The following is a 16,674-nucleotide window of genomic DNA, read 5'->3' as shown; positions in this document are numbered from 1 at the left end:
CGCAGCACATTTTGGAAACAAAAATGCTCAAAGCAATCGAAAAACTGGCCTTGCAGTGCAACGTGCTCAACATCCTTGTGAAGGCCAACGCTGGCGAGCTCAGCCTGACCTTCGTCCCGACCCTCAGGGAGGGCGGCGACCCAGCGCTGGCCAAGCCATTCACCCTGCACGGCACCGTGGAGGACCTGGAGGCAAATATGCCTGAGGCGATGGCGCAGATCGCCAGCGCACGTGCGTCTTTGGCCGAACAGGTCGAGGCGACAACCGCGGTCCTCGAGATCGCGCGGAAGACCTCCGCCGACAAGGGCAGCAACGCCTTGAAGGGAAAGCCTGGCAAGCCCGCGACCGGGAAAGCCTCGACGGCGGCCGATACGGGCTCCGGCTCGGAAGGATCGGCCGAAGACGAAGCCGACGATGACTCACCGTCAGCTCCTGCAGCTGCTCCGGCCGATGCGGCAGCACCAGCTCAAACCGGGACTCCAGTGTCTGCGGGAATGGATCTCTTTAGCAAAGATTAAGGATCCTAAGAAGCACCTACCAAGGTGCTTCCCAAAGCCAACACAGGGCTTCGGGAAGTACCCTGAGCGATCAGGAACCCGAGCTGCAGCAGCAGCCTAACGTGGCGTGAGCCATATGACATCAAGGAAACTGAAGTGAAACTCTCATTTACCTTCTATACCGGTACCCCCGGTATTGCCACCAGGGCACCAGCAACCGCGACTGCGGAGCTGCGCCTGACAAGCGCGCGGTTGGAAAACTTTCGTGCTCTGCGCGACATCGCCATTGAAAAGAACCTGGCAAGCGTCGAGATCTACGTGCATGACGTCAACTGGGTTGATCCCACGCCGACACTCGAAACCGGAGACTTTATTGTCTGCGCCAAGCGGGGTATTGCATTGAAGGCATTCTCGCCGGCTACCCACGGTGCCGTGGCGATACAAAGCCACTGGGTCGACTGGGCTACCCTGGACATGGACCTGCTCACCCTCCTGGAAGATGACGAAGATGTCATTACCTTTGATGATGCCGTCCGTCGGGTGTCGGCAAATGTCGGCATTGCGGGTTTGACGCATTAAGGCAAGCCGCCCCCTTCGGGGGGCGGCTGTTCTCTGATACGATTCGGCCAACTGCCACAGCAGTCGTGTGCGGCGCCACTCGTCAATAGTCCCGCCCAGAGGTTCAACTTGGACCGATCAGAACTGGCCACGCGCCATCGCACAAGCGAACCACAGCATTCCACAGACCCTTTGAGCCTGGATCAATCCAGCCTTAAAGCGTTTCTGCGCACCAGAATTCACAGCCCACAGCTGTAATCGGAGATGCCCGCCGCATCCAGCACCGCAAGGAGCATCTATGGCCTCACAGACCATTGGGTACCTTGCGGCATTAGCCCCCGCCTGCGCTTGCGCGCTCGTGGGATTCGTTGTTGAGGTAGTCCCAGCAATCAGCAGAGCTTCCAAGAGGCTCTACGCATCAGCGCAGAAGCTTGAATGGCTGAAGGAGATCATTTCGCATGCCTCGTTCTATGGCACTGCGATCGGAGGTGTCCTTGGTTACAACCATGGCTCGTCTGCGATGTACGCTGTAGCAGTGCTTTGGTTTATTTCCCTGCACAGCTTCACATTCGCGCTGGCCAGCCAGCTCGAGGAGCTTGAGCGCGAGGAAGACGAACTTGAGAAGGTGAGGTTTCGGAAGATGGCCGGCATGGTGCGGTCTATTATTCGAGACGAACTTACCCGGACCGCCTCAAAAGTTGGAGTGACAACGCGAGTTGAAAAGCTCGCGCTGTAGCCATACAATCAAGGCATCAAGGTTATGGGAAATTTCAACGTGGACAATCCCCTCATCATTGCGGTTAACGTGGTTATGGTGCTCGGCATTCTGCTGGCACTTTTCGCGATACCGTTTATGAAGAAAGAGACCCGCAAACTGCATGAGAAAAACCTGGCACGCAGCAGGTTGCTCAACGACGAAGGCTTTTAGCCGCAATTCCAGTCACCTGGAAACCCCAACGCCCACCAGTCAAATGGTGGGCGTTTTCATTTCTGCTTGGGCACTCTTCTTATGCTGCAATCGGGATCTTCGGTATCTGCATGACCGCCGACATGTCCGTCGCCGGCCGCGCCGGCACCGGGCGGCGTGCGAGGAAATAGGCGATAACCACCATTCCCCACGTGTCTTGCTCGCAGTACAGAGTCAGCTTTCGAGCCAGGTCCGCCTTTCTGGTCTGCCCGACTACCGGCTCGAAAGCCGCCTCGAGGTATGCCAGCTGCGCACCGACGCCCTCCTGAACTTCTTCCAGTTTTCCGTAGTCCAGGCTTGGCGCCATCGCTTTCAAGACCTTCTTGATCGAGAAGCTCCCTTCCATGTCGGGGTGATAGTAGAACTCCTTCACGATCGGCAGAAGGTCAACCAATCGGTCCACAAGGCCCGCCATGGCCGCCGCATGCGCCGGGTGACGCTTACCCAGCTCCACCAGCCGGCCACGCTCATAGGTGGCGAAATAGACAAGGATGGCACCGCCATCGTCCGCAATTGAATCCAGCAAGGCCGCGATGCATCCCTTGGACGGGTCCGCGCCCGAAAGGTCGAGAAAGGACACATGCTCAAACGGGTCCATGGGAACCCGCTGTATGTGAAGGGAAAACTGGAATGGCAATTGTTCATAGGGCCGAACACCTTCCCACACTGGAATCGCCAGATCGATACCCTCGAAGTCCAGGAAATAGCGAGGGTAGGGGATAGCGTCGATCACCTCCTGCGCCATCGGACTAAGGATGGCCTTGCCCTGCTTATGGGCGGTCTGGATCCTGCGATAAAGCTCGGTCTTTTGAGGTTGGCATCCAACGAGCTGCGAGGGCTCGGGTTCAAGTAGCGAGGAATAACCTGCGGCTGTAAGCTTCTTCGCCAGCGCCTTCCCGCCAATGTCAGGCAAAAGGGTCAACGGGTGCTTTGGTGGATCAGGCTCAAGCGTTTTGCACTTCTCGACAAACGGGCAATCGTGCGGCTTGCTGCACTGATTGCCCCTTGTGGCGATGGGGATCACTTTCGAGGAAAGCGTGGCGCGCGTGCCCGCCACCCAGTCCGGTACCGAGGAAACCCTTTGGGCGATCAGATCGGTCACATCGTACGGCTTGAAGATGCCCGAATAGTCGCCGCCACCCGGATACACCCACTGGCCATCCAGCAAGTTGAGCTCCGCCCGGCCCATGTTGAGGCCAGCTTGCGCCATGGTCCACGCCTGGATGGCGATATCGTCGAGATGATGCGCCTCCGGCTTGCCTGGGGTGACCTTGTCGTCCTTCAAGGGAAAGGTACTGGCCTTGGTCTCCTGCAGGGCGTGCTGGCTACCCGTAATTGGCAGCAGCGCATCGGCCCTCGCGTAGACATCCCCATACACCAATGGGAACTCAACCGCCGGCACGCCAGGCCTCGCCAAAAGCTCAGCCCGGGCCAACGTGAAAGCCACAGCCTTGTCATCGTTCGAGGACGGCCGGATCACGTCAGGCCCAAGCACACTGCGCGCCAATGCCCCTCCCGCCTCACCATCCCTCTCCCGGCGTCCATCACTTGCCTTCGGGGCGATGGTCGCGTCACCATGGTGCTCAAGCCAAAGCTTCCGAGGGCACTGCAAATAGGACTGAATATCGGTTTTTGAAATCATGCAAACAGTTTGCAAGATCATGTTCAAACTTCAAGGGCTAAGTCGGCAACTGACCGAATCGGGGCTTGTCGTTCCTGTGAGACGGTACTAAAATTTCCTTGCCTCGCAACCGAGGCCGCCAGCTGCGCGCAGTTCAGCCATTTCAGGCAACGCCTGAAAAGAACCCGACAGGCAACCGGATTCGTCCAATTCCAAACCATCCACGCTACTTTGCGGTAAGCCACATCGCTTCCGCCTATTGATCGGAATCTACATGCCAACCCAAGGCCCCATGCACGCCAGCAATCTCTTCAACACCATGTACGAGGCCGACTCAGCGGCGCGCTTCATTGACCCGGCGGGCGCACCTCATTACGCAGTCCCTCGAACTGCAAGGCCGACGCTGGCCGTCCTTATGACTCTGCATGAGCGGTTCGCCGCGATGCGTATCCCGCAGGAGCTTGCATAGCGGGTCGGCTGGACGGCTTTCCAGGGTGCTACTATTCGCTTGACGCTGGCGCTTCCCCGCGCCCGTCACCTCCCTTCTGGCGTAAGCCAGCTCCACCCGGCCTCGTGCCGGGTTTTTTTTGCCCGCAGCCGAGCCACGGCCACGCCTAGGCCTGGTGACCGATCTAGAACTCGGGCGGTTGCCGCCGGCGAGGGGACCGCTCGGAACGCAGTGCGGGTATCGGCACCCGAGACTGCTTGTAAGCTACGCCTCTAATTTCTGTGACCTCAACCGAGTCAAAGATGAACTTCAGGCTTGGCTTCGGCAACGTCAGGTCCTCAAGTTCTTCGAAGTCTGAAGCCGAAAAAGAGCTCGTATCCATGTGGTCAAAATCGATACCCCAGACGCTCTTATCTGGGGAGTTGGCCACCTCTGGTGGCGCGGTAGTTATCTCCAGTATCGGCGCCTGATCTTCGTCGAACGATGTTCCGAGGCTCGTTTCCGTCCCGCGCGGAAGCGGTTCGACTACTGCCGCTCTGGGGAACAGCACCAGGTTGGTTCCCTTGCCGCCAGTCTGCGAAGACGAATACAAAACGCCGTCGAGACGAACCACCTCAGAGAGATACTCACAAACGACCTGTGGCAGCAGGTATTCAAAGTCCTCATCGCCTGGAAGAACGGGCGCGGCGAACTGGCGCGACAACAATCGAAGAAAGGCGCTCTGCTCGGCAGCCTTCTCATAATTTAGGTCAAACCAACTTTTGGGTACAGCGAGATTCTCCAAGGCAGTGAGGTTCAATACTCGCACGGGCCGCAGGAACGAAAATGTTCCCATCACTACCTGGGCTCCAACCGGCGCGCGCACCTCAGCCAGGCAGGAGTTCCGCTGCAGCGCGCCATAGAAGACGCCAATCCCGGTCGCATTCATTCGGCCAGCCTTCGCAACTCGACCCGGAGGAGACCCCATCCCTGCCGGCAGATTGCCGAGTATTTCGCCTACCTCCGTCCACGTCCGGGCAACGCGCGCACGGTAGACCTTCCTGCCGGCCGCAATCAGCCTCACCGCGTGTGTAGCTCGAGTTGCCTTGTGGTCAATTATCCCCTCAAACAGTTCCGCCAGGTAGTTGCTGACCGAGGAATTGAAGAATCGAGCGCGATGGTGCACTTGCTTTTCCAAAAGGCGCCACTTTCCCGAAACAACGGTCTCATCAAACGGGCGTGTGATGTACCGGGCCTCGTCGCCATAGGGATTCTCATCGCGACTCTCGAACTCCATCTCGAAATCGGCGCGCTCCTCCAGCGACGCGACGATGGCACGCGCCGCATCCTCCGGGATCTCCGCCATTTCCTGAATGAGGTATTCGGGAGGGTCGCCATCGCGAAACCAGGGGAAGCCCACTCCGTGACGAATCATCGCCGACTCCATGTCATCAGGTTCGTCGGGTGACAACTCATAGTGCCTCTCAAACACGGGCCGGATCCGGTCGGCAAGCGCGGCAATTCCAATAGAGAGGTTCACTTCACCACACGAAATGCAGGTTCCAGTAGCTCCTGCCCGAACCACTTCCTGCTGCAGGACCCGTTCGCGAATGCACTCACTGCAAAGGCGCAGGTCTTCGTCGTCGGCCATTTGGTTCTCCATGAGGTTGTTGTTGCATGCAGAGCCCGGAACGGCACCAATCCACCCGGCTGCGCATGCTGCAGGTCAAAGACCCTTCTGACCGGCATTTCACCACAAGGCTTTGTCACTCGGCGAACGCGCCTGGTGCTGACAAGGCAAATGGCGTAAATGGGCCAAGGCCCAGGATTACGAGGCAGGCCGCCCAAAGACCATTGAAGCGGCGCAGCCGCTACCCGGCTCAACCTCTGTCACTCAGTGTTTGATCCTGGTGTCCACGCCACTGGGACCGGCTCCCAAGGGGTGGCGGGTGCCTTTTCTGCCATTCAGTCAGCCATGCATTCGCGGCCTCGAAGGACTCGAGCTCCATCACCGTCACCGGAGTCTCCCCCGGTCTGTTCGGCATAACCATCATGTAGATGCGGTCGCCCCGCATAGTTGATACCGGCTGTTGCTGTGCCCATTGCCACGTTCTAAGCTTCTTGTCTGCAAGTGCGATCGCCGCTGTAAGACTAGGCGCGGAGCCATAGAAAGTGGGTCGGTCCCACGCGCCCCCATCCAGACATCTCACATCCAACGAGCCATCTGGATTGGTGCAGGCAAACGGTTTTTGCCACCAGCGCGCGAGCTCCTCCTCGGAGCGTTCATCGTTTGGTGTGTTGTAGAAGTCTGGTGGCAGTAGCGGGTCGATCTCCAGCGGCTCCTGCAGCACCGCGCTCCCGGAGCGCAATAGCTCTGTGACGGCGTGCCAGTTCAAAAAACCGGCATGTTGCGCTTCAATCTCCAACGCCTGGCTGTACGTCAACGATGTTATTCGTGACTCGCGCTTCGCTGCCCGCTTGAGGCTGGCGACCAGGGTCGCCGTTACGGCTCGTGGTGTCGTCATCTCGATCTCCATCCGCGCGAATGCTGCCCACTAGCCTCGCACCGAAATCGAGGTGATTGATTGAAACCTTTGCGTCGAAACGCATTCACCATGTGGGCGGTGCGCCCAGGCACTGGCGCTGCAGCAATTTTAGTCAGGAAAATGCCTGCCGACGAGCAGTGCTACAGAATCTGGACGCGGCGCTTCAATCCGGTCGACGTCTCGACCATGTCGAAGCCATAAGGACTGCCCTCATTCGACGAGCGTTGCCTCAGATACGCCTGTGCTATCGCTCAAAAGTGCAAGTTCCACCAAACGTCTGTATGTCTTCACTTCGAAGCTTGAAGCCGTAATACTTCTTGCTGTTCAAGTCGATGCGGAAGTAGGTCTCATCCCAGATGCTTTTGATCACCAGCGTATCGCTATCCACGTGACGTCCCATGAGATGCGGTCCTCCGATGACGATGGGCGTGCCGTGCAAGCTCAGTTTTTCTTTCACATCAAAGTGATCCACACCGCTACCGTCGTAGATGTAGCGAAACGAACTTTCCGACTCCCGAACCACCTTGATTTTCCCTTTGTGTTCAAAGAGGTGAGCCTCTGGCCGCATATTGGGACTCGTGACCGCACTGCTGTTCAGCGTCCCGTACTCCGAAGGAATACAAACAATCCTTTTAGGAATTGCGCGTGCACCTTGGGCTTGCACGTTGGCGGCCAGAAGGGATATAAACAAAACGGTGCTGAATCTCATATGGTTGCTGCCAAATCGTTGGGTGAGTCGTGTTCAGGAGGCGTCGAAGACCAACCGCCGCCAAAGCTGCAGCTATTGCACCATAGGGGAGCGGCAATAACCCGCCGCCGCACAGGCCACCGCTAAATATTTGTTTGCCTTCCCCAATGAACAATATCAACAGTTACATGAGCATTCCGAGCTAGCGTTGCGGCGTCCTTGCCGAGCAGACGAATGAAGCGGGTCGGAAAAAGCATCGGGGCAGAGGTAATTAATTGAACCTTCGCCTCGAAACGCATTCACCATGTGGGCGGTGCGCTCAGGCCCAGGCCCAGGCCCAGGCCCAGGCCCAGGCCCAGGCCCAGGCCCAGGCGCTGGCGCTGCAGCAATTTCAGTCGGGTAAATGCCCGCCGGCGCGCAGTGCTACAAGATCTGGACGCGGCGCTCCAGTCCGGTCAAAGTCTCGACCAGGTCGAAGCCATACTCCCACATGCCTTTCAGGCGAACATGGGCACTCTCAAACTCCGCGATCTCTGGGAAAACATCTGCAGGCTGACTACGCAACATTCGTTCGAGGTCGAGCAGCTGCAGCTGCTGACGATCAAATGCACGGGTGGCATCAATCGGAGACCCAGCTGTGGACACACCAAATGTCGGCATGATTAGCTTGCCGTCTATCTCTTCCATGTGCATGACGTTCCCGCGGCGAAGCGCCCGGCGCTCGGTCGGATTGAGTTCGCGTTCGGCATAGCCTGTGCGGAGACGGTGATGAAGGTGCGGCCAATTGCGCTCCACCACCTCGAGCAGGCCTTTCCTCTCGAAGGCGCTCGGGTCAGCATGGGGAAGAATCCCGATGAAATAGACCACATCGCCGGCAATTCGGAAGAAGAGTAATTCGTCGGCGCGGGCAACAAGCCCGTTTGGTCTCTTGGTACTGATAGGGCTCAGATGCAAGTGGCGAATCCCCCAGTGCAGCAGCATGTGGTCACGGCCAGTCTTACCAAGCTTGGCGGCCCGCGCTGAAAGATATGGCGCTACCGATAAGCCACCATGGAAAACGGTCTCGATCTCGCTCAAAACGAAAGCCAGGCGCTGAGCCTCACTGCTAGATTGCAGCTCCTGCGAACGCTGCACTCGATAGGGCTTGAGAGGAATCTCGCGCTCCATCATCTCAAACCAAAGGCAGTATCGGTCCAAGGGCTTCTCGTTGTCACTCGCTACGTGCCCCCAGACCTGAAGTTCGCCGGCGATGGCGACGTCCAGGTCATGGCGGAGGTCAATGGTGAGCTGCACAGAAGCATTCTCGTGCAAAGCGTTCCTCCCGGTCCAATTAGAGTGCGATCGCGGCCATGGACGATCCATGGGTTGGCAAGGGCCCAACGGCGGGCCTGGCATTGCCTGAGCGCCGGATTGCATCGCTCTGGGAACCTCTCCTATAATCCCGACACTGTCTCCCCTAGGGAGTTAGCCGAGCTGCCGTAGCCAGCCTAAATCATCAACCCCGGAAGGCGCCGATCGCCTTACGGCTCGTGCCCTCCAATTCTCTAGAGGTCACTTTTATGCAAACCCCCAACAGTGGTTCTGTCAACGCCTTGCGTGCAAGTGCGGCCCTATATGCCGTATTGGTAAGCATTGAGGAAAGCGCTGCGCATGCCGCGTACGCGCTGGGCCTACACCGGTCCACCGACACGGCGGACGCGGCAAAGAAGATTGCGCTGGCGGCGTCGCCTCGTTTCGTGGAAACAATTGAGCTGCGCGGCAGTGTGACGCTCAACATGTATGAGGAGCATCCCGGTCATACATACTTCCAGTCGCCGGCAGCCCGCCGATTTGAGACAACGGGCTATATGACCCTCAGCGCGGGCATGCAGCTCGGTCTCGCAATCCTGGCCGAAGTTAATGCCGAATACGAGCAAGATGAAGAGTTCGAGGGCCAGTTTTCGGCGTCAACTGTCGTCCTGAAAGATCAGTTCGGGGCAACCATCCAGCGGGGAAGGGTCGTGGGGCGAGGCACGGTGAAGTGGGCCAGCCTCATTGGTGCGGATCTCTGGACTCAGCACCTGGACCAGGCCGAGAAGCTTCTCACCGAAGCCGGCATTGAGAGCGGCTGGGACAACTTCGCCACGTCCGCGTCACTGAGCGACAGCGCACGCGAAATTCAGGATCGGGTATCCCTGTCTATGAACAGCCGTCTGGTGGTGCACTAGACCGCCGCGAATACTGCCCGCACGTAGACCGCCACGGCGGCAACGCTGCTTCCCGTTGGCGGCCATGTAACGAATCCCCCTCACCAGTTCGCTGGCGAGGGGGATTTTTTTTGGGAGTTCCTTTCGTGCCAACCATCGCGCCTTGTCTTTCAGCGAGACGGGCGGGTTGTCACTCCAATCAAATCGCGGGGCGACTTGAAGTCGCGATCACACAGCATATAGTGAAATGGATATGCCTGGTCGGGCTGCAGAGGGTTGCGGCAAGGGTGTTACCACCTCAGAATGGAGATGGTCAACGCGCTGCCAGGCTCCCACTACCCGCCTGAACCGAATGCCCGTTGATACTTTCCAACTTGGAGCCCATTTATGGCCGCAGTTCAGTCGAACTCCCCAGATCAGGCAGATCGTGAGATATCCCAGCTGCGCATTCCCCCGCATTCCATCGAAGGCGAATCCAGCGTGCTGGGCGGCCTGCTGCTGGACAACGGCGCTTGGGACCGGGTTGGCGACCTGCTGGTGGACGAGGACTTCTACCGCTACGAACACAAACTCATCTACGCCGCCGTCGGTGCGCTGATCAACGCCACCAAGCCGGCCGACGTGATCACGGTGTACGAACACCTGCAAAACCAGGGCAAGGCCGACGAGGTCGGTGGGTTGGGCTACCTTAATTCGCTGGCGCAGTATGTGCCGAGCGCCAGCAACATCCGCCGTTACGCCGAGATCGTGCGTGAGCGTTCCATTCTGCGCAAACTGGTGGCCGCCAGCGACGAGATCGCTACCAACGCCTTCAACCCGCAGGGCAAGGCGGTGGCGATGATTCTCGACGAGGCCGAGCAGAAGATCTTCAAGATCGGCGAGCAGGGCTCGCGCATGAAGCAGGGTTTCCAGAGCATGAACACGCTGGTGGTCAGCCTGCTGGATCGCGTCACCGAGATGTCGGAAAACCCGAACGACGTTACCGGCATGTCCACGGGTTTCTATGACCTTGACAAGATGACCTCGGGCTTTCAGGCCGGCGACCTGATTATCCTAGCCGCAAGACCCAGTATGGGCAAGACCAGCATGGCAATGAACATTGCCGAGCATGTTGCTTTGAACGAAGGTCTTCCAGTAGCAGTTTTTTCGATGGAAATGGGTGCCTCCCAGCTTGCGGTTCGCATCGTTGGTTCCATCGGCCGCATCGACCAGACCCATCTGCGCACCGGTGCCCTGACTGATGACGAGTGGCCACGCCTAACGGAAGCAATCGAGAAGCTGCGCAACATTTCGCTGCACATCGACGAAACCCCGGGCCTGACCGTCAGCGAACTGCGCGCTAACGCGAGACGCCTGGCGAGGCAAAGCGGGAAGTTGGGCCTGATCGTGGTGGACTACCTGCAGCTGATGAGCGTGTCCAGCGGCATGGCGGACGAGAACCGGGCAACAGCCGTTGGCGAGATTTCGCGCGGCCTGAAGATGCTCGCCAAGGAATTGCAGTGCCCGGTCATCGCCCTGTCACAGCTGAGTCGCGGTGTCGAATCGCGCACCGACAAACGCCCCATGATGAGCGATCTGCGCGAGTCCGGTGCCCTGGAGCAGGACGCCGACATCATCATCTTCGTTTATAGGGACGAGTACTACACCAAGGATGCGTGCAAGGAGCCCGGCGTGGCCGAGGTCATCATCAGCAAGCAGCGTAACGGCCCCACCGGCACGGTCAAGCTGGCCTTCATCAACCGTATCACCAAGTTTGAAAGCCTGGCGCATGGCGGGTGAGGGGGAGCTCGGCCGGTTCTACGAAAAGGACTGCCAAGCTTTGGCCGGAATAAATTGAGTGCACCCTGTTCGACTTAAAGGGCTTCCAAGGCTGCAGCTGCCGCGCGCTTTGTCATTTTCCGAAAAGCCGCTATGGCTGGCATGTGCATCTCTCGTGGCCTACTTTTGCCATCTTCCCACTTGTAGATCGATTGGTCCGAGACGCCAATCAACGCGCCTGTTTCTGCCGCACTGAGCCCAAGACGGCGCCTCAGAGATGCAAATCCGGACGGACTAAACCTTATTGCCCCTTCCATGCTGACATCCTGAGCCGCGGGCTGCGGCTTAGCGTTGGTCTTGGCCAGCGCGCGCACAGTTTTCTCAAGCTGCAGCACCCTTCGCTTGAGCGCTGCGATCTCGCTCCGATACTGGGCCGATGCCTTCTTCTGAGGTAAGGATTCAGCGCGGGCTTCCTTCTTCGAAATGCGGCTGATTTCTCCCTTAAGGAGGGATGCGAGATTTGGCATTTTTAGTCCTGGTGCGAGAGATGTCGTCGTTAGGTAAACAGCCGCAGCATTGTAGGGCGCGGGCGATGGATGGCTCAGACTGTTGCAGGATCACGCCGGCGGCGAAAACAGTTCGTGCCAAACGGCGCCGTTTCCACTCGCAATCATGGTCTGTACCACGCCACCAACGTTACTCAGGTCGTGATCAATTGTTTGACGCGCTGCGTTGATCAAGTCATCGGTCTGCAGGAACCGGCCGTTGTCCTCGTCTGGGAGAAATACTGGTCGCCCAACCCTTTCTCCGGATTTCAGGAGATAGACAAGGTAGATCCAATGTCCGTCGTAGCCGCCGTTTCTCTCTTTCACGAGGTCGAATAATTTTGTGTCGGCAAGTGCAAAGGCGGTGCCCTTAATTGCCTGCACAAAAATGGCGTCTCCGTACTTTGCACCCGCCTCGCTCGCCGTGGCGACCAAGCCAGCTGCTGCGCCAGCGAGCTTTGCGGAAGACATGCTCGTAGTCGACATGATTGCGGGATACGAGGCCTTCATCACTTCCAGGTCCAGGGGCCTGAGTGAAGCCGCCCCGATCCACCCGGTCGCCGCGTCGACGATGTAGAGATAGGCCGTGCAGTCGGAAAGCTTCACCCGCTGTCCGTCATTTCCCGTCTTGTCAATCTTCAAATTCCAGCCTGGATTCATCTGGGAGAGCATGGATTCCCAAAAAGCTGTCACGTTGTCAGATGGCGACTTCATTTAGATCTCCACAGAATGTTTGAATATTTTCCCTCTTGTACCAATCGCTCGGCAAGGGGCGTCTCGCGTGGGTGTCGTATCCCGCTGAGATATGGAACGGTGATGATCAGGCCAGACGGTTCAACTTCGAGGCGAATCGATAGGATTTGCAATTTTCAGTGCGTGCGCCTTGCTGTAGAGCTTCAGCAAAGCAGCAAGACCACCTGTGATGAGTCCCCAGAGCCGTCAAGGTTTCTTTACAGGCGGATGCAAACGAGTATCAAGCGCCAACGTCATGATGTTTACGTCAGTGATGAATGGGGCGGCTGTTGTCGCATTCACTAGGAGATTCCAGGAATTTGAGCTGACAGCGCTTGGAATCAAAACAAACGGGTGGGCCGAGAGAAGGGCGTCTCCGAATGCTTGTTGTCCCGCGCTTGGTGTGCCCGGCGCCAGCCAGTTTGGGTTGGGCACATCTGCCGGTCGAACAACATGCACCTTTGTGACATCGGAAACGGCAAAGCTAACCAACTTGTGCGGCACCGTGTCCAGGGTGACAAAACCCTTGTGAACAGCGACTTCAAGAATGCTGGTGGAAGGATCAATGCCGCAATAGACAACGCGGGTTCCAATTGAATTCCACCGGCCGCCAAACAGAAAAGCGCCTTCCCCAGAGGCCCACGTTTTTGCAAAAGTGTCCCTACAGATATGCCATCCCGAAAGGGTCGCCTTGGTATCCAGTGCGCCTGGCAGCGGAGTCAAGCGTAGACCCCATACCGCATTCGTGCCAAAAGTTGAGTTACCAGTGCGATTCCATCCATTGTCCGCATGAGATCTATGGGGCGGCGCTGCTCAAGGCCAATCGCGGGTTCCATCAACCACTGCTCAGCTGCCTCTACGCTTCCAAGCTCCTCGGCAGCCAGGGCGCGTACTTTCGAAAGCTGGAGCACTCGATCAGACACGTTGATGTCCATCGTTTTGGCTTGATCCTGCTGGATGCGCTGGGCAGTTCTCTCGCTTAGACCAACAACCAGCAGGAGATCTTTTCTCGGGACGTGATGAAAAGACGTGACGAAGTGGGTAAATATCTTGCCACTCACTCCCGCCGTTACAGCGTCATGCAACGTCAACCCAGTGACATTCTCGTAAGGGTCGAGTAGCAAATGCTTGCCGCCGTGAATCAGATCCCGAAAGATCTCCTTGGTGATTTTCCCGTCTCGACGGGCAATCGGGTTGGTTGCGGTCGCAGGATGCCGCTGCCGCATCACAGTAGTTGATTTTTTTCGCGGGCTGACAGCCTTGCTAACCGGCAGTCTTGTAGAACGCGAGATTGATGCTGTTGCCATAAGTTACTGCCCAAATAAATGCCAAGTGGCGCCAATTCTACGCCAAACGCCACATTATTGCGCGCTTCAATCGAGGGATTTTGCGATACTGCCGGAGTGAACTTCCTTCTTCGCCTCTTATTGTTGCTCGCTGCTACTGGCCCGGTTGCAGCTCAAAGCGTTACAGCAACATATCAGCCGATGGGTCAAATTCGCAGCCCTGAGTTGCGGAACTTGCAAGCTGACTGGCAAAGAAACCGCCTACTAGAGACGATGGCCGAACAGTTCTCCCGCCAATTTTCCTTGCGCCAGCAACTAAAAATCGGCCTCGGGGAGTGTGGCACGCCCAACGCCTTTTACAAATCAGACGCCAAAATCATAGTTCTTTGCCTTGAGCTGATCCCCGATCTAGTGAACCGCGTGATTACGGATCCAGGTACACGCAACCTAGAGCGCGACAGCATTCAAAATGTCGTGACGGGAGCACTGGTATTTATCGTTTTCCACGAATTGGGCCATGCAATCATTGACATAGAACGCCTTCCAGTTCTCGGCCGTGAGGAAGATGCTGCCGACATGCTTTCAACCTACCTGATCCTTCAAGAGCCTGCGCTGGCTGACAGGGGCGTGGCGGGGGGAATTTTCTTTTTCAGCAAGCCCGCATCGTCAATCCCTGGTTTCTTCAGCCAGCACAGCCTGTCAGCTGAGCATGCGCTTAACCCGCAACGCGCGGCCAATCTCGCCTGCGCGGCATATGGCAAGGATCCTCAGCGTTTTGCATGGGCGATGCACGCTGCCCGCGTTTCTAACCAACGGGCGAATCGTTGTGCATCGGAGTATGCGCACCTTGACCGCTCCGTTCGCGATCTATTGCACAAAGTAATTCGATAGCCACACTTTGCGATCGGCCCGAAACACCACTTGATGATATCGAATCGGGACTGAAGCCAGGTTGTGAACCTAGATATGCCACGCGGCTTAACAGGCTTCAGCTCCACCAAAACACCTAGAAAGACAGCCAACAATGCGTGAACAATACGAGTACAAGCGTGCGCTCATTGTCGTCACGGACGAAGGCCCGATGGGGCACGAAGAAGGAGCATACGTCGCCTGTGACTTTAGTGGCGAATGGAAATTCTTTCAGTCTCAGGGACCGCTCGTGGTAAACGGCTTTGAGGATCCACCCCAAGCCCATACGAAGCTTGAGGCACTTGAGGCGGCAAAAGAATTGGTCGACCGGGATCTGCGACAGTTTGAAATTTCGGACCATGAGTTCAGGGAGCGTCAACTGGAGGAGGAGAGGCAGATGGCGACACAGAGGATGGCGATGTACGTCCCGACCAACATGCGAGAGGTCGAAGTGCCGCTTCAAGCAATTCTTGATCTACATAATGCTCTTCCCGAATCGCACCCCTTGAGGAAGTCCACCAAGGACACCATTTCCTCCATTGGATCCCGCAGTTCGAATGCTCATTGGACGCGAGGAATCCGACAACTCACTAATGGAGATCTCTCCTTCGATGAGAATTCCTATTTACGCGCAATCTGGCGAGGCAAGCAAGAAACCAGAACAGCTGCAGCGATCCAAAGATTTAACAAGCTGCGGCAAGAAATTGAGTTTGTCGTGGAGTTTGCAGCTTCTGAGGACGCAAGTGCCGCCGCAGCAGTGGATGCACCTGGCATACCTCTCGTCCTTGTTCCAGAGTACAGCTCAAGCGTCGAGCAAATGAGACGTCAACTTGGGCCGCTAACCACCCTTGCCAAAAGGATGTCGAATGGACTTGAGACCATGCTCGAAACGCCTCATGGGCTGCCACGTGAGGACAGGCCCGAGGTTCAGGACGGCACGCCTTAGGCCAACCCAGTACCCTGACCTCGCGGCGCCGGCGTTGGTGCAGAGCGAGCTCAAAATTCGCTCTTCCCGCCTCAAAACCTATCTGTAAGCTGGGTAAGATGGCCCGGACGCAGCCGCCCCTCCGAAACGGCAGGAGGATCGGCGTTTGAGCCCACAAGAATTCATCACCAAATGGTCCCTGGCGGCCCGGCTTTTGCGCTTAATGAGGAGCAGGGAGCGCAAAGCCACGTCGTTGATCTCTGCGAACTGCTGGGTGTCTCCAAACCGGGTGGCGGTACGAGGCAGGAATCGAGGCGCTTGCTAAGGCCATTGGTCGTACACCGAAATACCTTCTCAATGCGGTGACGGGGGCCAAAGGCGCAAAGCTGAACGTAGAGGATGCAGAAGCTATTGCGCTGATCACCGGTGACAATGAGATGCTTGAGGTAATGGCAAAGTGTTTCGGCTTTAAACTGCATCCGTTACCAAAACCGTCTGTAGTGTCAAGTGACCCAAGGGCGCATCTGACTGCAGCAATTCGTGAGTTTGGCATTATTCTCAGCGCGCAAAGTCAACTTCTGGGCGATGAGAGCGGTACAAAGTTGGCAAAACTCATGGAAGCCTTCGGCCAGTATTGCCGGATAGCTGCTGATGTGAACACGCTTCCGGAGGTTTCACTCAACCAGATGAGAAAGGTAGACGTTGCTTTCTCTGCAGTTTGGAACGAAACACACACCTTCGGGGCTCTTTTTCCGCAGTTCTTTGCTGACAACTTGGCGTCCAACAAGGCTTTGCAAGCGTTTACCAGGTGATTGAGATGGAGCGACGCTCCCCGGCGCCGGTTGGCCTTCTGCCCAGGTTCAGCCACCAGCTGACAATCAGAGTTCTGCGAGGGATCATCCAATTGGAGGGTGCGCTCCGCCAAGTGCTTCGGTAAGATCTGATTCCACATCGAACCAAAAGGACTAGCATGAATAAGCCTCAGAACCCAGGCAACCCAGGCAATCCAGGCAATCCTGGGCACCCGAA

The 16,674-nt window shown here is 57.2% G+C and carries 18 protein-coding genes; 9 read left to right on the top strand and 9 right to left on the bottom strand.

Annotation, left to right across the window (positions count from 1 at the left end; translation table 11 throughout):
* The first annotated feature begins 23 nt into the window (after window positions 1–23).
* From PSV26_RS02930 to PSV26_RS02915, 4 genes are all read left to right on the top strand, one after another.
* Window positions 24–518, top strand: coding sequence for a PRTRC system protein E (locus PSV26_RS02930; protein WP_300567510.1), 495 nt, complete (start codon window positions 24–26; stop codon window positions 516–518).
* A gap of 135 nt (window positions 519–653) precedes the next feature.
* Window positions 654–1,076: a hypothetical protein gene (locus PSV26_RS02925; RefSeq protein WP_300567508.1), complete on the top strand. Its 423-nt coding sequence runs from the start codon at window positions 654–656 to the stop codon at window positions 1,074–1,076.
* Window positions 1,077–1,353: 277 nt separating this feature from the next.
* Window positions 1,354–1,791 carry a hypothetical protein gene (locus tag PSV26_RS02920; protein WP_300567505.1) on the top strand — a complete coding sequence of 146 codons (438 nt, stop codon included), beginning with the start codon at window positions 1,354–1,356 and terminating at the stop codon, window positions 1,789–1,791.
* Window positions 1,792–1,830: 39 nt separating this feature from the next.
* On the top strand, window positions 1,831–1,983 hold the full coding sequence (locus tag PSV26_RS02915) for a hypothetical protein (RefSeq protein WP_300567502.1): 153 nt from the start codon (window positions 1,831–1,833) through the stop codon (window positions 1,981–1,983).
* A gap of 79 nt (window positions 1,984–2,062) precedes the next feature.
* Here the strand turns inward: PSV26_RS02915 and PSV26_RS02910 are convergent, their stop codons facing one another.
* From PSV26_RS02910 to PSV26_RS02890, 5 genes are all read right to left on the bottom strand, one after another.
* Window positions 2,063–3,664, bottom strand: a complete 1,602-nt coding sequence (locus tag PSV26_RS02910; protein WP_300567499.1) for a DUF2779 domain-containing protein — start codon at window positions 3,662–3,664, stop codon at window positions 2,063–2,065.
* A gap of 611 nt (window positions 3,665–4,275) precedes the next feature.
* Window positions 4,276–5,721 (bottom strand): RES family NAD+ phosphorylase, encoded by a 1,446-nt coding sequence (locus tag PSV26_RS02905; protein WP_300567496.1) that lies wholly within the window; start codon window positions 5,719–5,721, stop codon window positions 4,276–4,278.
* A 229-nt stretch (window positions 5,722–5,950) separates the two neighbouring features.
* A complete protein-coding gene (locus tag PSV26_RS02900; protein WP_300567494.1) occupies window positions 5,951–6,607 on the bottom strand; it encodes a hypothetical protein in 657 nt (218 codons plus the stop codon).
* Between the two features lie 253 nt (window positions 6,608–6,860).
* Window positions 6,861–7,325 (bottom strand): hypothetical protein, encoded by a 465-nt coding sequence (locus PSV26_RS02895; RefSeq protein ID WP_300567491.1) that lies wholly within the window; start codon window positions 7,323–7,325, stop codon window positions 6,861–6,863.
* Between the two features lie 402 nt (window positions 7,326–7,727).
* Window positions 7,728–8,597: a hypothetical protein gene (locus PSV26_RS02890; RefSeq protein ID WP_300567488.1), complete on the bottom strand. Its 870-nt coding sequence runs from the start codon at window positions 8,595–8,597 to the stop codon at window positions 7,728–7,730.
* Between the two features lie 266 nt (window positions 8,598–8,863).
* On the opposite strand from PSV26_RS02890, the gene PSV26_RS02885 reads away from it, so the two are divergent.
* Both PSV26_RS02885 and dnaB read left to right on the top strand, forming a co-directional pair.
* Window positions 8,864–9,511: a hypothetical protein gene (locus PSV26_RS02885; protein WP_300567486.1), complete on the top strand. Its 648-nt coding sequence runs from the start codon at window positions 8,864–8,866 to the stop codon at window positions 9,509–9,511.
* 366 nt (window positions 9,512–9,877) lie between these two features.
* Window positions 9,878–11,269, top strand: a complete 1,392-nt coding sequence (dnaB, locus tag PSV26_RS02880; RefSeq protein ID WP_300567483.1) for a replicative DNA helicase — start codon at window positions 9,878–9,880, stop codon at window positions 11,267–11,269.
* A 74-nt stretch (window positions 11,270–11,343) separates the two neighbouring features.
* Here dnaB and PSV26_RS02875 read toward each other — a convergent pair whose 3' ends face one another.
* From PSV26_RS02875 to PSV26_RS02860, 4 genes are all read right to left on the bottom strand, one after another.
* Window positions 11,344–11,775, bottom strand: a complete 432-nt coding sequence (locus PSV26_RS02875) for a helix-turn-helix domain-containing protein (RefSeq protein WP_300567480.1) — start codon at window positions 11,773–11,775, stop codon at window positions 11,344–11,346.
* Between the two features lie 90 nt (window positions 11,776–11,865).
* Window positions 11,866–12,507 carry a hypothetical protein gene (locus PSV26_RS02870; protein WP_300567477.1) on the bottom strand — a complete coding sequence of 214 codons (642 nt, stop codon included), beginning with the start codon at window positions 12,505–12,507 and terminating at the stop codon, window positions 11,866–11,868.
* 225 nt (window positions 12,508–12,732) lie between these two features.
* Window positions 12,733–13,248 carry an RES domain-containing protein gene (locus PSV26_RS02865; RefSeq protein WP_300567474.1) on the bottom strand — a complete coding sequence of 172 codons (516 nt, stop codon included), beginning with the start codon at window positions 13,246–13,248 and terminating at the stop codon, window positions 12,733–12,735.
* Window positions 13,245–13,832 (bottom strand): antitoxin Xre/MbcA/ParS toxin-binding domain-containing protein, encoded by a 588-nt coding sequence (locus tag PSV26_RS02860; protein WP_300567471.1) that lies wholly within the window; start codon window positions 13,830–13,832, stop codon window positions 13,245–13,247. The genes PSV26_RS02865 and PSV26_RS02860 overlap by 4 nt, the downstream gene beginning before the upstream one ends.
* A gap of 96 nt (window positions 13,833–13,928) precedes the next feature.
* Between PSV26_RS02860 and PSV26_RS02855 the strand changes: the two genes are divergently transcribed.
* The 3 genes from PSV26_RS02855 (at window position 13,929) to PSV26_RS02845 (ending at window position 16,457) form a co-directional block, all read left to right on the top strand.
* A complete protein-coding gene (locus tag PSV26_RS02855) occupies window positions 13,929–14,702 on the top strand; it encodes a DUF4344 domain-containing metallopeptidase (protein ID WP_300567469.1) in 774 nt (257 codons plus the stop codon).
* 133 nt (window positions 14,703–14,835) lie between these two features.
* Window positions 14,836–15,666, top strand: a complete 831-nt coding sequence (locus PSV26_RS02850) for a hypothetical protein (RefSeq protein ID WP_300567466.1) — start codon at window positions 14,836–14,838, stop codon at window positions 15,664–15,666.
* A gap of 239 nt (window positions 15,667–15,905) precedes the next feature.
* Window positions 15,906–16,457, top strand: coding sequence for a phage regulatory CII family protein (locus PSV26_RS02845; RefSeq protein WP_366945964.1), 552 nt, complete (start codon window positions 15,906–15,908; stop codon window positions 16,455–16,457).
* The last annotated feature ends 217 nt before the right edge of the window (window positions 16,458–16,674 follow it).

The organism is Polaromonas sp., from assembly GCF_029945685.1.
In the GTDB taxonomy this organism is placed as follows: domain Bacteria; phylum Pseudomonadota; class Gammaproteobacteria; order Burkholderiales; family Burkholderiaceae_C; genus Polaromonas.
Note: the sequence above shows the minus strand (reverse complement) of the source record. Positions and strands in the feature narration are given on the sequence as shown.